This is a genomic window from Methylobacter arcticus (assembly GCF_050917435.1).
Classification (GTDB): Bacteria; Pseudomonadota; Gammaproteobacteria; order Methylococcales; family Methylomonadaceae; genus Methylobacter_A; species Methylobacter_A titanis.
Genome location: NZ_CP159583.1, coordinates 2,479,746 through 2,493,108, shown reverse-complemented (window position 1 = coordinate 2,493,108; position 13,363 = coordinate 2,479,746). Strand labels below are relative to the sequence as shown.

General features: G+C 49.4%; 15 protein-coding genes. 10 read left to right on the top strand and 5 right to left on the bottom strand.

Going from position 1 to position 13,363, the window contains the following annotated elements:
* The 5 genes from ABXJ76_RS11840 to truD all read left to right on the top strand — a co-directional run bounded on the left by ABXJ76_RS11840 (nt 1) and on the right by truD (nt 3,133).
* Nucleotides 1-204 carry a type II toxin-antitoxin system VapB family antitoxin gene (locus ABXJ76_RS11840; protein ID WP_432740705.1) on the top strand — a complete coding sequence of 68 codons (204 nt, stop codon included), beginning with the start codon at nt 1-3 and terminating at the stop codon, nt 202-204.
* Nucleotides 201-596 (top strand): type II toxin-antitoxin system VapC family toxin, encoded by a 396-nt coding sequence (gene vapC, locus ABXJ76_RS11835; RefSeq protein ID WP_432740703.1) that lies wholly within the window; start codon nt 201-203, stop codon nt 594-596. The genes ABXJ76_RS11840 and vapC overlap by 4 nt, the downstream gene beginning before the upstream one ends.
* A 121-nt stretch (nt 597-717) precedes the next feature.
* Nucleotides 718-1,410 (top strand): 2-C-methyl-D-erythritol 4-phosphate cytidylyltransferase, encoded by a 693-nt coding sequence (gene ispD, locus ABXJ76_RS11830; protein ID WP_432740701.1) that lies wholly within the window; start codon nt 718-720, stop codon nt 1,408-1,410.
* Nucleotides 1,411-1,475: 65 nt separating this feature from the next.
* Nucleotides 1,476-1,949 (top strand): 2-C-methyl-D-erythritol 2,4-cyclodiphosphate synthase, encoded by a 474-nt coding sequence (gene ispF / locus ABXJ76_RS11825; RefSeq protein WP_432740699.1) that lies wholly within the window; start codon nt 1,476-1,478, stop codon nt 1,947-1,949.
* Nucleotides 1,950-2,110: 161 nt separating this feature from the next.
* On the top strand, nt 2,111-3,133 hold the full coding sequence (gene truD / locus ABXJ76_RS11820) for a tRNA pseudouridine(13) synthase TruD (RefSeq protein ID WP_432740697.1): 1,023 nt from the start codon (nt 2,111-2,113) through the stop codon (nt 3,131-3,133).
* Between the two features lie 46 nt (nt 3,134-3,179).
* Here the strand turns inward: truD and ABXJ76_RS11815 are convergent, their stop codons facing one another.
* The 3 genes from ABXJ76_RS11815 to mutS all read right to left on the bottom strand — a co-directional run bounded on the left by ABXJ76_RS11815 (nt 3,180) and on the right by mutS (nt 6,972).
* Nucleotides 3,180-3,722 (bottom strand): HPF/RaiA family ribosome-associated protein, encoded by a 543-nt coding sequence (locus ABXJ76_RS11815; RefSeq protein ID WP_432740695.1) that lies wholly within the window; start codon nt 3,720-3,722, stop codon nt 3,180-3,182.
* A 52-nt stretch (nt 3,723-3,774) separates the two neighbouring features.
* On the bottom strand, nt 3,775-3,987 hold the full coding sequence (locus ABXJ76_RS11810) for a cold-shock protein (protein ID WP_432740693.1): 213 nt from the start codon (nt 3,985-3,987) through the stop codon (nt 3,775-3,777).
* Between the two features lie 396 nt (nt 3,988-4,383).
* Nucleotides 4,384-6,972 (bottom strand): DNA mismatch repair protein MutS, encoded by a 2,589-nt coding sequence (gene mutS / locus ABXJ76_RS11805; RefSeq protein WP_432740691.1) that lies wholly within the window; start codon nt 6,970-6,972, stop codon nt 4,384-4,386.
* A gap of 36 nt (nt 6,973-7,008) precedes the next feature.
* On the opposite strand from mutS, the gene ABXJ76_RS11800 reads away from it, so the two are divergent.
* Both ABXJ76_RS11800 and ABXJ76_RS11795 read left to right on the top strand, forming a co-directional pair.
* Complete coding sequence (locus ABXJ76_RS11800; protein ID WP_432740690.1) at nt 7,009-7,491, top strand: CinA family protein; 483 nt, start codon at nt 7,009-7,011, stop codon at nt 7,489-7,491.
* Nucleotides 7,492-7,730: 239 nt separating this feature from the next.
* Entirely contained in the window at nt 7,731-8,483 is a 753-nt protein-coding gene (locus ABXJ76_RS11795) for a class I SAM-dependent methyltransferase (protein WP_432740689.1), read from the top strand.
* A 73-nt stretch (nt 8,484-8,556) separates the two neighbouring features.
* On the opposite strand, the gene ABXJ76_RS11790 is transcribed toward ABXJ76_RS11795, so the two are convergent.
* Together ABXJ76_RS11790 and ABXJ76_RS11785 are read right to left on the bottom strand one after the other, a co-directional pair.
* Entirely contained in the window at nt 8,557-9,441 is an 885-nt protein-coding gene (locus ABXJ76_RS11790; RefSeq protein ID WP_432740687.1) for a DMT family transporter, read from the bottom strand.
* A gap of 129 nt (nt 9,442-9,570) precedes the next feature.
* Complete coding sequence (locus tag ABXJ76_RS11785; protein ID WP_432740685.1) at nt 9,571-9,966, bottom strand: cupin domain-containing protein; 396 nt, start codon at nt 9,964-9,966, stop codon at nt 9,571-9,573.
* Between the two features lie 232 nt (nt 9,967-10,198).
* Between ABXJ76_RS11785 and hemF the strand changes: the two genes are divergently transcribed.
* The 3 genes from hemF (at nt 10,199) to argF (ending at nt 13,337) form a co-directional block, all read left to right on the top strand.
* On the top strand, nt 10,199-11,113 hold the full coding sequence (gene hemF / locus ABXJ76_RS11780) for an oxygen-dependent coproporphyrinogen oxidase (protein ID WP_432740683.1): 915 nt from the start codon (nt 10,199-10,201) through the stop codon (nt 11,111-11,113).
* A gap of 140 nt (nt 11,114-11,253) precedes the next feature.
* On the top strand, nt 11,254-12,432 hold the full coding sequence (locus ABXJ76_RS11775) for an acetylornithine transaminase (protein WP_432740681.1): 1,179 nt from the start codon (nt 11,254-11,256) through the stop codon (nt 12,430-12,432).
* Complete coding sequence (gene argF / locus ABXJ76_RS11770; RefSeq protein WP_432740680.1) at nt 12,429-13,337, top strand: ornithine carbamoyltransferase; 909 nt, start codon at nt 12,429-12,431, stop codon at nt 13,335-13,337. Before ABXJ76_RS11775 ends, argF begins: the two co-directional genes overlap by 4 nt.
* Nucleotides 13,338-13,363: the final 26 nt, after the last annotated feature.

Genomic DNA, 13,363 nt, shown 5'->3' with positions numbered 1-13,363 from the left:
ATGAAAGCAACCATTTCCCTAGACAACACCGTATTAGAGCAACTATTGGCATACACCAAAGCCAAAACAGCCAAGGAAAGTATTGCTAGAGCTATTGAAGAATACATCCGTTACAAGCAACGCCAGGAATTGCTCGGTTGCCGGGGAGCGGTGGAAATAGACGGCAATTGGCAGCAATTGCGTGAGCTGGAACGGCCATCATGACGCGAGTGATGATCGATAGTTGCGCCTGGATTGATTTTTTTAAATCGAAAACCGGTGATTTGGGCAATCAGGTTGCCGAGTTGATCGAAACTAATCAGGCCGCGATTACCGGTGTGATCATCGCAGAGTTGCTGCAAGGTGTAAAACAGGAAAATGAGAGCCAGCGGCTACGCGTATTGTTCCGCTCGATTAATTATTTGCCAACCGAAGATAGTGATTGGTTCAATGCTGGACAGCTTGCCCAACAATTGCGAGCCAAAGGTTTAACCTTACCGCTAACCGATGTATTAATCGCGGTGATTGCCAAGCGCTATGCCATGCCGGTTTTAACACTGGATAAACATTTTCAACACCTTCCCGTGGATAGTTTGGGTGGGTTAAAAAAAAGTTAATGGCACTCGATTTATATCAACAGATGGCCGTTTTGGCCAATATATCCAGAGATTGCCTAAAATCGAATGACCGATTTAATTTTGTAGGCTACACACCTTTTGTCCTCCGCTTTTTTTACCAATGACTCATTCAATAAAATTCTGGGCTATCGTGCCCGCTGCCGGTGTCGGCAAACGTATGCAGGCCGACCGGCCTAAACAATATCTGGAATTTGCCAGAAAAACGGTCATCGAACATACCCTGTTGCGCTTGCTGCAGGCCGATGTTTTTGCCGCTATTGCCGTTGCAGTTTCCAAAGAAGATCCCTACTGGCCCGAGCTTGAAATATCGCGGCATAAAAACATCATTACCGCTTCAGGCGGCAAGGAACGGGCAGATTCCGTGCTTTCCGGGCTAAAAATTATCAGAGAGCAAGCGGCCGATGACGACTGGGTATTGGTGCATGATGCGGCCAGACCCTGTATAACTGCGTCCGATATTCATCATCTGATTGATTCTTTAATTAACGATGATGTCGGCGGGATTTTGGCCTTAGCTTCGCCGGATACCTTAAAACAGGTACAAGGCAATGGCATTACCGGAACGCTGGATAGAAACCATATCTGGCGGGCATTAACGCCGCAGATGTTCCGTTACGGCAGGTTAAAAACCGCGTTGGAGCAGGCGCAAGGCAATCCGGCTATCACTGACGATGCCAGCGCTTTGGAATTACAGGGTTTGCAGCCGAAAATCGTCGAGGGCCGCCCCGACAATATCAAGATCACCCGCCCGGAAGACCTGGCGCTGGCGCAATTTTATATGGAGCAACAATGATTGTAGGAGCGGGCCATTGCCCGCGAACCAATTACGGCGCTAATACAGTTTGATATGGAGCAATAATGATTAGAGTAGGTCAAGGTTACGATGTACACCGTTTCAAAGAAGGCGGCGATGTTATTTTAGGCGGCGTAAAAATAGATTACGAACAAGGTCTGGAAGCGCATTCCGATGGCGATGTGGTGTTGCATGCGCTCTGCGATGCGATATTGGGCGCGGCGGCCTTGGGCGACATAGGCAAGCATTTTCCCGATACCGACCCGGAGTTTAAAGGTGCAGACAGCCGGGTGTTATTGCGCCATGTTTACGCTATCGTGCAGGAAAAAGGCTATAAGCTGGTCAATGCCGATATTACCATCATAGCCCAGGCGCCGCTTATGTCGCCGCACACCGCCGCCATGTGCCGCAATATCGCCGATGACTTGCAGGTGGATATCGATTGCATCAACGTCAAGGCGACTACCACCGAAAAGTTGGGCTTTGAAGGGCGCAAAGAAGGCATTGCCGTGCAGGCGATAGTTCTGATCGAAAAATAGCCGAGCTATCCCTAAAAATCCTAAAAATCGCAGTTGTCCAGGAAAGACACGAAATAAATCATTGCATTGCATTGATGTTACATGACTGCCGATGGCCTAAAGTTTGGTAACTATGTGAAAAGTTTCGTGCTTTTCGTGGACAAAATTATTCATCTAAGCTTATGCAAAACATTGAAATCCCCATTTGGCCTTACGTTTACGGCGGGCCTTCCGGCACCGGCAAAATCCGTAGTATTCCCGAAGACTTTATCGTTAAAGAAAACCTGTCCTTTGAACCGTCTGGCGCTGGCGAACACGCTTTTTTGCAAATACAAAAGAAAGGCGAAAACACCGAATATGTTGCCAGACAACTATCCAGATTTGCCAATGTCAGGCAACGCGATGTCAGTTACGCCGGTCTAAAAGACCGGTATGCGCTTACTACTCAATGGTTCAGTGTCTGGTTGCCGGGCAAGGCCGACCCGGATTGGACGCAGTTTGACTCGGACAGTATGAAGGTGCTGCTCGCTGTCCGTCATGCCAGAAAACTCAAGCGTGGCGTGTTGTCGGGCAACAATTTTAAGCTGGTTATTCGCGACTGGCAGGGCGATCGAGAAAAAACCATTCGGCAACTGGAGCTGATTAAAGCCAGCGGCATCGCCAATTATTTCGGCTCGCAACGCTTTGGCAACGAGGGTCAAAATGTCAATAAGGCTTTGGCCATGTTTGAGGGGGCTAAAGTGGGCCGGGAGCAGCGCAGCATGTATTTGTCGGCGGTCAGGTCGTATCTGTTCAACCTGATTTTGGCTGATCGGGTGGCACAAAATAACTGGAATCAGCCCGTGGTTGGCGACAGCTATCAATTCGACCTGTCGCACAGCTGTTTTCAATCGGATCAGCCGGATGCTGAAATCATCCGGCGACTGGCGGATAAAGAGATTCATCCTACCGGCGTATTATGGGGGAGGGGGAATGCCGATGTGTCAGCCGATGCGCTGGCTATTGAGCAAGCCGTCATTCAGGCGCATCAGGCACTGGCTCAGGGTTTGATAGCCAGTGCCGTTGATCGCGACAGACGTGCATTAAGGGTTAATGTGCAGGATTTATGCTGGCAGTTTATGGATGATACCACGCTGGAACTTGAGTTCACCTTAGCTGCGGGGAGCTACGCCACCTCGGTATTGCGGGAAATTATTGCGTGTTAACGCAAAATTGTCGGTTTTTTCGTAAGCAAGTCTAAGCCCCGTACACTCATGGATAAACAATACTGGCTTGCGGACCGAGATCGTCACTTTCTTCGATATAGCGGATTTCATCATCAACCTTTAACGAATCAAATCCGCTTCCCGCCACGCTGTTTCGGTGGAAATATATTTCACGACCATCCCTGGCTGCAATAAAGCCATGATCTTTTTCCGGCAGCAAACGGGTTATGGTTCCGGTGCTTTCCAAGTCATGCGTTTTAACTTGGCCTCGCTGAATCCGTGCGTAATCTTCCAGCTGTCTTATTGCCGCATTAAAGGCATCGCGTATGGCCACATAAACATCTTCATAAGCCTGTTTGTCATGATGTTCCCGGCTGATGACTAATTCTTTCCGTGGCGTGGTGATATCAATACGAATATGGTATTGGTTGCCCTGATGGTGGCGCTGATGTTCAGCTTCCACCGCCACCCTGCAAGCCATAATATGCGAGTGAAACTTATCCAGCTTACTTACTTTTTCACGAATTTTAGCTTCTACAGCCTCGGAGGGAGGTATTCCACGAAAAGTGATTTGTAATGGGATTTGCATGATTTGGTCACCTTATTGAAGTTGGGTGCAAGGGTGGATTATCTGTTGCAGATCAGAGGACAATTAAGTCCTCAGCTTGTGGGCCTTTTTTTCCCTCGGAGACATTGAATTGTACTCTTTGCCCATCAGTCAATGATTTGAATCCTGTGCTGCTGATACTGCTGTAATGAACAAAAACATCAGGACCTTTTTCCTGCTCGATGAAACCGAATCCCTTGCTAGCGTTAAACCATTTAACTGTACCGGTGTTTGTTTGTGTAGACATAATTAAAAGCCCTGAATTTTTTATTGTTAGTAGTTAGTAACCTAGGTCGCTTGATGAGTCTAGCGTCTTTTAGGTTAGACATAGAAAACCTAAGTCATTGCCATTTAAACAAAAAAAAATGCGTAAACATATGAGTACAAATACTTATAGCAATCGATATTTTAAAGAGCGTGCCGTATAAATTATTTAGCTTTCTATCATGGTAAGCGCACGCGTTCGCCAGTAGGCGATTAATCCCCCACTGGAGTTTGATTGGGAAGTCTATAGAAAGTCTGCTCAAAAAAGTGTTCTGATTTACCTGTTGCGGTAGACGGCAGGTAGGTAAAAGTCTTTATTGTTCTAATGCCTGGTTTAGCGGGCTTTCCTGAGATCAAGATTAAAAGCCGGAATAGCGAACTACACCATCCCCTTAAGCCGATAAAGCAACTCTAAAGCTTGCCTGGGACTGAGTTCATCAGGGTTCATATCTTCCAGCAAGCCGACAGCAGGATGACACTCTTTCGAGGAAAACAAGTCCAGCTGGTTAACGCCGATTTCCGCCTGTTGTTCACTGTAGGCATGGTCTTCCAGGTGCCGCAATTTGGCCTTGGCTTTATCGATTACCGATCGCGGCACACCCGCCAGAGAGGCTACCTGCAAGCCGTAACTTTGGCTGGCCGGGCCGTCCTTAACCGCATGTAAAAAAATAATCTTGTCGCCGTGCTCCATCGCATCCAGATGCACGTTATGGATGGTTTTTTGTTCGTCCGGCAGCGTGGTCAGCTCAAAATAATGCGTCGCAAACAGCGTAAACGCCTGGGTTTCCTTAGCCAGATAATCGGCGCAAGCCCAAGCCAGAGACAGGCCGTCAAAGGTGCTGGTGCCGCGACCGATCTCATCCATCAAGATCAGGCTTTTCGAGGTCGCGTTATGCAGGATGTTGGCGGTTTCCGACATTTCCACCATAAACGTAGAGCGTCCGCTGGACAAGTCGTCGGACGCGCCGATACGGGTGAAAATCTTGTCGATGGGCCCGCAGCTTAAGGTTTTGGCCGGGACATAGCAGCCGATATGGGCGATTAATACGATCAGCGCGGCCTGGCGCATGTAAGTCGATTTGCCGCCCATATTCGGGCCGGTAATGACCAGCATCCGGCGCTTGCTGGAAAGCGATAAATCATTGGGCACAAACGGAATGTCCGAAACCTGCTCAACGACCAGATGCCGGCCGGCTTCTATCGTTATGCCGGGATTATCGACCAGCGTCGGCTGCGATAAATTCAAGGTTTCGGCGCGTTCGGCAAAGTTGACCAAGACATCCAGTTCGGCCAAGGCGGCGGCGCACTGTTGCAGCGGGATTAACGATACGCCGATGATGTTCAGCAATTCCTCGTACAAGGCTTTTTCAAAAGACAGCGATTTTTCCTTGGCGCTGAGCACCTTGTCTTCAAATGATTTCAACTCCTCGGTAATGTAGCGTTCTGCGCCTTTTAAGGTCTGCTTGCGGGTGTAGTGCGCAGGGACTTTTTCCGCATGCAGGTTGGAAATCTCAATATAGTAACCGTGTACCCGGTTGTATTTAACTTTCAGCGTGCTGATGCCGGTCGCCGCTTTTTCCCGATTTTCCATATCAAGCAGAAACTGATCGGCGTTCTGGCTTAAGTTGCGCAACTCGTCCAGTTCTTGATGGTAGCCGGGCGCAATGACGCCGCCGTCGCGGATCAGTACCGGCGGATTGTCGATGATCGCCGATTGCAGCAGCTTTAACATTTCCGGCTGTTCGCCGATCTGTCCGCATAAAGCTGCAAGTTGCGGGTTGTCGCCGCCGGAAAGCGCCTGCTGCAACGCGGGCAACACCGCCAGGGTGTTGCGCAACACCAGCAAATCTCTGGGCCGCGCCGATTTTAATGCGATACGGGAGCTGATCCGTTCAATATCGCCCACTTGCCGCAGCTGGGTTTGAATGTCGCGATACAACAAGACATTCAGCAGGGTGTCGATGCAGGCATAGCGGTTGTTCAGAATGTCGTGATCGCGTAAGGGCCGGTTGATCCAGCGTCGTAAACAACGGCTGCCCATCGCCGTGGCGGTTTTGTCCAGAACCCCGAACAGTGTGTATTGCAGCTGCCCGGAAGGGTGAAAATCCAGTTCAAGATTGCGGCGACTGGCCGCATCCAACAAAATGCTGTCGTCGCTGCTTTCGGTACGGATGCCCTGAATATGCGGCAGTGCGCTTTGCTGGGTGTCTTTAACATATTGCAGCAAACCGCCTGCCGCAGCGATCGCGGCAGGCATGTTTTCGCAGCCGTAGCCTTTCAAATCAAGGGTGTTGAATTGCTTTAACACCAGATGTTTGGCGCTTTCCGCTTCGAAATGCCAAGGCGGTCTTCTGCACAAACCGCTGTGCTGCTTTAAGCTTGCAGGCAACGGCCAGTCTTCGCTGAACAGCAGTTCGGCAGGGTTAAGGCGGCCGATTTCGCTCAATAACTGATCGACGGATTCAACCTGCTGCAATACAAAACGGCCGCTGGTTAAATCCAGGCTGGCGATGCCGTGCAGCGTTCCCTGTAGGGGCGACCGGCTGGTCGCCGAGCATACCGCGACCAGTAGGTTATCTTTGCGGTCTTCGAGCAAGGCTTCGTCGGTGACCGTGCCGGGAGTCACGATGCGCACCACCTTGCGTTCGACAGGTCCTTTGGACGTTGCCGGATCGCCGATTTGCTCGCACAGCGCGACCGATTCGCCATGCCGTAACAGCTTGGCAAGATAGCCTTCAGCCGCGTGATAAGGAATGCCCGCCATAGGAATCGGCAAGCCGGCCGATTGCCCCCGGCTGGTCAGGGTAATATTCAGCAGTTGCGAGGCCTTTTTGGCGTCATCGAAAAACAGTTCGTAAAAGTCCCCCATGCGGTAGAACAACAAAGTATCGGGGTGATCTGACTTGATGCGCAAAAATTGCTGCATCATCGGTGTGTGCTGGTCGGTGGTTTTTTGTTTTATACTCATCGGTCTATTTTATCCGAAGTCGCACGAGGTCACATCATGGAGTCTGAATTATTTAAACTGGCAGAACAGCTGGGCCGTTTATTAAAGGCCAGCGGCAAAACAATAGCCACAGCCGAATCCTGCACCGGCGGCTGGATCGCCCAAACGATTACCGACGTGCCGGGTAGCTCAGCCTGGTTCGACCGGGGCTTTGTCACCTATAGCAATGCCGCCAAAGTGCAAATGCTGGGTATCAGTGTGCAACTATTGGAAGACTACGGTGCGGTGAGTGCCGAAGCTGCAACGGAAATGGCAGCGGGTGTCCTGACCCACAGCAATGCCGATATTGCGGTTGCGGTGACTGGCATAGCCGGACCCGATGGCGGAACTCAGGAGAAACCGGTCGGCACTGTATTTATCGCCTGGGCGCATAAAAATGGTGCAGCCAAGGTGGTCAAAAAGCAATTTTCAGGAAACCGGCGGCAAATAAGAGCGCAAACGGTGAAAAGCGCTATCGAGGGGATGTGGTTGTTTTATTAAGCATCGGAGAATGGCGATTAGAAAAGATCATCAGCGGTCACCGAAAGCTTGACTTGAAATTATCGCAGGTAATCTTTTTTGAACAGATGAATAATCGAAAACCCGTTTTTTTTCAATTTGTTAAAAAGGCTGTTTAAGGGTAGCTTAAGCGGCTAATGAGAAGTTATCTGATCATCAAGTAACTACGTCTCCATTTATCTTTAGAACCGTTCACTTAATTAAGAAAGGATACTCAAGGAATGATACTACCGACAACCCCGTTACAAGCTGCTTGGAATTGGAGCTTATCTTCTCTTTATAAACAAAACCGGGTAAAAAAAATAAGCGACACAGAAAGCAGCACGCACTATCCCATCAAATTGTTACGTTACTGGTTCATGTATCACTTAATTAAAGAAGAACAAGTTCGACTGGGGCGACCTCTGCGCGTCTGTGAAATTGGTGTGGATAGAGGGCAAATGCGCCGTTATATGCAGGATGCGGGATTTACTGATATCGCTTGCTGGGAAGCAGTAGATTACAAATTACAACCAGAACTGATGGAGTCCGGCTATACCAAACAGATACAAGCGAATGTTGACTTGCCTGACTTCAATTTGGCAGAAAAATACGACGTAATCATCGTACTGCATCTGCTAGAGCACTTATTTAAGCCTGAACAATTGGCCTCAAAACTTTCATCCGCATTGGTTCCGCGTGGCGTTTTAATCGGCGGCTTTCCGACTGTTCCGCAACTATTACAAGCCTATCGACAAAAAAAAATTCGTCTGACCGCCGCCAATTTTGGGCATGTCAGCACGTTTTCACCGCAACGTGTGAAAAATATGGCGAAAAGTTGCGGTCTAAGTCTGGACTTTCTTTCAGGAACTTACTTTCTGCGTAAGCGAAATTTTTCTTTGGAAAACTTTAAAGGCTGGGTACGCGTAAACTTATTTTGGGGGATACTTTTCCCCGCACTCGGCGCCGAAATTTACTGGTTAATGCGTAAGTAATCGTATTTTTCAACACGGTAGGATGAGCAGACTTAATACATTAGGATGGATTCGGCTGCCGCCTATACCCCTTCTACCGAGCTTGTCTTGAACCCGTTAAGCGATCAAACAGCACATGCACCAGCAATGCGCCGAGTATCAGTAAGGTGCCTGTTACGACTTTGATGGTCAACGGTTCATGATTAACGGCATGGCCTAATAACAGGGCCATTACCGGCGAAACCAGGGTAACCAGTGCAACTTGGGAAGCGCTCTGTTTGAGCAGTAGATAGTAATAAAGCACAAAGCCGAATGTCGTGGCTATTGCGCCCAGATAGACAATGGCCGCCAGACTGATCGGCGAAATTTCAGTCGGCCAATGTCCGTCAAATACCGCCCAGGTCATCAGGTAAAGCGGCAGGGATAACAACAGTCCGCCGGTTACCTGGGATAAAGCCGGTATTTCTGCATCAATGCGTTTGACCCAGACCGAACTGACGGCCTGCAAAAGTGTCGACACCAATACGCCGATGATACCCAGCACTGCGGCATGACCTATTTGCAATGCCGAACCGAACAATGTCCATAAACCGCTAATGCCGAGAATATACGCCAGCAGGTTGCCAATGGTTAAGCTCCGCTCTCCTAGCCAGATTGCCGCCAATAAAGCCATCATCAGCGGCAAAAGACCAAATAACACCGAAATCCAGCCGGAAGGGATAAACTGCGCCGCCCAATAAACTGCAAGCATTGAGGCGTAGATTTGCACGGCCACAGCGAGGTAGGTCTTCAGTGCCTTGCGATGCCAGGGTAGGCGTTGTTTCGATAGACCCAGCATCAATAAAATGCAGACCGTACCAATCGCCATCCGACTGGTCACCGCGAACAGAAACCCCGGTCCTTCGCCGCTCCATTTGATAGCCAGCGGTGTCGTTGCCCAAAGTAGAACAATACTGATGTAGGCCAGATAGATACGCATTGATTTGAATCGGGTGGGAGAGAGTTGAATAAAAAAGAACCGCTTATATTCGCCTTATCCCAATCTGATGCAAGCGTTTATGGTGTAGAGCAGGGCATAATGGCGACAGAATAGTCGTCAATGGATAACTTACTTGACCGGCGCTAATTCAAAAATAATCAATTCCGCTGTATCGTCGCCGACGTTTTCTACCGACATCAGTTCGCCTGTTTCCCAAAAAACTTCACCGGCAGAGTAGGTAGCGGTTTTGCCGTGCTCGACGACTTTTAACGTGCCCTTGACTACATAACGCGGCCCCGGTCCTTGATGAGTATGCCAAGGTGTTTTAAAGCCCAATGGAAACGCGACCCGTATTATTTTGGCGTCAATGTTCGGACTGGGCAGTTCCAGTTTTTTTTCTAATAGCACGGTTCTATCCGGGCCGGTTTTCTGTTGGGCTGAAACAGTTGGTATGTTGCCAAGGGAGAGCGCTGCGAGCGTTGCCAGCATGCATCCTGTCGATTTGATGGTTGGTATTTTTAACATGTGTCGGCCTCACGATTTTCTGTTTTAGGGGATAGCTGTTAGCTTTTTAACAGCTGTTTACATGATAAGTATACGCTACCGCCTTTTTTCTAAGGGCAGAAATTCTACAAATGCACGCAGAATATGTACAGCCTGATAACGCTTTGTCCGACTTGCCGAATTATAGAGATGATATGATTGCAGCTCTGAATTTTTTAATGACCGGCATTTAAAACACAACATCGACCCCACCATGAATACTGACAATATCACTCAAGTAAAAAATTACCTGCTTAAGCTGCAAGACCAAATCTGTGCGGCGCTCGAATCGGTAGAGCCTGAAGTTCGGTTTATTGAAGATCTTTGGGACAGGGTTGAAGGTGGCGGCGGCAGAACCCGCGTATTGGCTAATGGCCGGGTTATCGAACAGGGCGGCGTTAATTTTTCGCATGTTTCCGGTTTTAAGCTGCCGCCTTCGGCAACGGCCAAGCGCCCGGAACTTGCCGAGCGGCAATTTCAGGCGATGGGCGTGTCGCTGGTTATCCATCCCAACAACCCTTATGTGCCGACCTCGCATGCCAATGTGCGGTTTTTAATCGCGGAAAAACCGGGCGAACCGACTATTTGGTGGTTCGGCGGCGGCTTTGATTTGACGCCGTTTTACCCGTTCAAAGAAGACGTGCTGCACTGGCATCAAACCGCCCGCGCCGCCTGTCAGCCTTTCGGCGATGATATTTACCCGACTTACAAGAAATGGTGCGACGAGTATTTTTTCCTCAAACACCGGAATGAAACCCGTGGCGTAGGCGGATTGTTTTTTGACGATTTGAATGAATGGGGTTTTGAGCGGTCTTTCGCTTTTATGCAAAGCGTGGGCAATCATTATATTGAAGCTTATCTGCCTATCCTGCAAAAACGCAAGGACACGCCTTATGGCGACAGGGAGCGCGATTTCCAGCTTTACCGGCGGGGTCGTTATGTCGAATTTAACCTGGTTTACGATCGCGGCACCTTGTTTGGCCTGCAATCCGGCGGACGTACCGAATCGATTTTAATGTCGATGCCGCCTTTAGCTCAGTGGAAATACAACTGGCAACCTGAGCCTGGCAGTGCCGAAGCTATGCTTTATGACGGCTATTTAAAGCCGCAAAATTGGCTGGGTGATTGAGTGGGTGTTTGCCAGCGACAATGTTTCTGGCTTTTCATTTACGCTTGCCTGAGACCAAATTGAAATCTATAATCGAGCATTTTTGTGATGGGCGGCGGTCTCGCGGCCTGTATTCTTTATAAATATTAAAAATAAACGCAATGACTAGCCACATTATGCCAACGTATGGGCGCTTACCTATTACTTTCGAACGGGGCGAGGGCGCCTGGTTGTTTGATCAAAACAATAATCGCTACCTGGATGCGCTATCCGGCATCGCTGTGTGCAGTTTGGGCCATGCTCATCCTGCGGTGCATCAAGCCATCTGCAAACAAAGCGAAAAGCTGCTGCACACGTCGAACCTGTACGGTATCGCCGTTCAAGAGCAACTGGCCGACCGGTTGACCGAAAAAAGCGGCATGGATAACGTGTTTTTTTGCAATTCCGGTGCGGAAGCCAATGAAGCTGCGATCAAGCTGGCACGCAAATACGGTCACCAGCAAGGCATAGATAATCCGGCGATTATCGTCATGGAAAAAAGTTTTCATGGTCGCACGCTGGCAACGCTGAGCGCTACCGGCAACGCTAAAATACAGCAAGGTTTTGCCCCGCTGGTTGAAGGCTTTGTTCGCGTACCCTACAACGACATTAGCGCCATCGAACAAGCGGTTGAGCAGCATAATAATGTCGTCGCGGTTTTGCTTGAACCGATACAAGGCGAGGGCGGCGTCAATATTCCCGCTGCCGATTATCTTAACCAAATCCGCAGTCTGTGCGATAAGCATAACCTGCTGATGATGCTGGATGAAATCCAGACCGGCGTGGGCCGTACCGGCAAATTTCTCGCCTATCAGCACAACGCGATACTTCCCGATGTCTGCACCCTGGCTAAAGCGCTGGGCAACGGCGTGCCTATCGGTGCCTGTCTTGCCCGAGGCAAAGCAGCTCAGGTATTAACCGCCGGCAATCACGGCTCTACCTTTGGCGGCAATCCGTTATCCTGTAGCGCAGCTTTAGCCGTATTGGCGACGCTGGATGCCGAAAACCTGATCGAGCAGGCAGCGCAAAAAGGCGATGCGATCAGCTCGGCGTTTAAAGAAAAATTACGCGGTAATGCGCATGTGGTCGATATTCGGCACCAAGGCATGATGATCGGCATCGAACTCGACAGCCCCTGCACTGAGTTAGTGCAAACTGCGTTGCAAAATAATTTATTGATTAACGTCACCGCTGAAAAAACCATTCGTTTGCTGCCGCCGTTAATTATTAATGACCAACAAATGACTCAACTCGTAGAAACTTTATCGACGCTTATTAATAAGCATACAAACACCCTATGAATCCTAGACATTTCATCAGCCTGCTTGACTTATCCGGCGACGAATTTCGCCGCTTGATCAACAGAGGCATCGTTCTAAAAAATAACCGCGATCCTGACTATCAACCGTTAAAAGGCCAGGTATTGGCGATGATTTTTGAAAAATCATCGACGCGCACCCGTATTTCATTCGAATCCGGCATGAGTCATTTTGGCGGCAGCGCGTTGTTTTTATCGCCCAGAGATACCCAGCTGGGCCGCGGCGAGCCCCTGCAAGACAGCGCCAGAGTTATCTCCAGCATGGTTGACGGCATCATGCTCAGAACCGATAAGCACGAAACCGTGACCACATTCGCTCAGTATTCGAGTGTTCCGGTGATCAACGGCTTGACCGATTTGCAGCATCCCTGCCAATTGCTGGCCGACATGCAGACCTATTTTGAACATCGCGGCGACATTAAAGGCAAAACGGTGACCTGGATCGGCGACGGCAATAATATGTGTCATTCCTATATTCATGCGGCAATGGTGCTGGACTTCAACTTGAACATCGCCTGCCCAAAAGGTTATCAGCCGTTAGCAGAGATAGTTGACGCGGCCGGCGAACGCATCCGTTTCTTTGACACGGCGTTGGCTGCCGCCCAAAATTCAGATCTGGTGGTCACCGACGTTTGGGCCAGCATGGGGCAGGAAGAAGAGCAAAAACTACGCGAATTGGCTTTTAAAGATTATCAGGTCAATGCCGACGTGATGAAAGCGGCGCATAGCGATGCCTTGTTTATGCACTGTTTGCCCGCTCATCGAGGTGAGGAAGTCAGTGCTGAAGTGATTGACGGCCCTCAAAGTGTAATCTTCGATGAAGCTGAAAATCGTCTGCATGCGCAAAAATCACTATTGGAATTTCTCCTGTGCAAAAAAGCACGTTAGAATTGATCATAGTTGCATCGGTTTTC

Coding starts and splice junctions, on each gene's coding strand:
- argF (WP_432740680.1), top strand. CDS start 12,429: ATGAATCCTAGACATTTCATCAGCCTGCTTGACTTATCCGGCGACGAA.
- ABXJ76_RS11800 (WP_432740690.1), top strand. CDS start 7,009: ATGGAGTCTGAATTATTTAAACTGGCAGAACAGCTGGGCCGTTTATTA.
- ABXJ76_RS11785 (WP_432740685.1), bottom strand. CDS start 9,966: ATGTTAAAAATACCAACCATCAAATCGACAGGATGCATGCTGGCAACG.
- hemF (WP_432740683.1), top strand. CDS start 10,199: ATGAATACTGACAATATCACTCAAGTAAAAAATTACCTGCTTAAGCTG.
- ABXJ76_RS11840 (WP_432740705.1), top strand. CDS start 1: ATGAAAGCAACCATTTCCCTAGACAACACCGTATTAGAGCAACTATTG.
- mutS (WP_432740691.1), bottom strand. CDS start 6,972: ATGAGTATAAAACAAAAAACCACCGACCAGCACACACCGATGATGCAG.
- ABXJ76_RS11810 (WP_432740693.1), bottom strand. CDS start 3,987: ATGTCTACACAAACAAACACCGGTACAGTTAAATGGTTTAACGCTAGC.
- ABXJ76_RS11795 (WP_432740689.1), top strand. CDS start 7,731: ATGATACTACCGACAACCCCGTTACAAGCTGCTTGGAATTGGAGCTTA.
- truD (WP_432740697.1), top strand. CDS start 2,111: ATGCAAAACATTGAAATCCCCATTTGGCCTTACGTTTACGGCGGGCCT.
- ABXJ76_RS11815 (WP_432740695.1), bottom strand. CDS start 3,722: ATGCAAATCCCATTACAAATCACTTTTCGTGGAATACCTCCCTCCGAG.
- ABXJ76_RS11775 (WP_432740681.1), top strand. CDS start 11,254: ATGACTAGCCACATTATGCCAACGTATGGGCGCTTACCTATTACTTTC.
- ispF (WP_432740699.1), top strand. CDS start 1,476: ATGATTAGAGTAGGTCAAGGTTACGATGTACACCGTTTCAAAGAAGGC.
- ispD (WP_432740701.1), top strand. CDS start 718: ATGACTCATTCAATAAAATTCTGGGCTATCGTGCCCGCTGCCGGTGTC.
- vapC (WP_432740703.1), top strand. CDS start 201: ATGACGCGAGTGATGATCGATAGTTGCGCCTGGATTGATTTTTTTAAA.
- ABXJ76_RS11790 (WP_432740687.1), bottom strand. CDS start 9,441: ATGCGTATCTATCTGGCCTACATCAGTATTGTTCTACTTTGGGCAACG.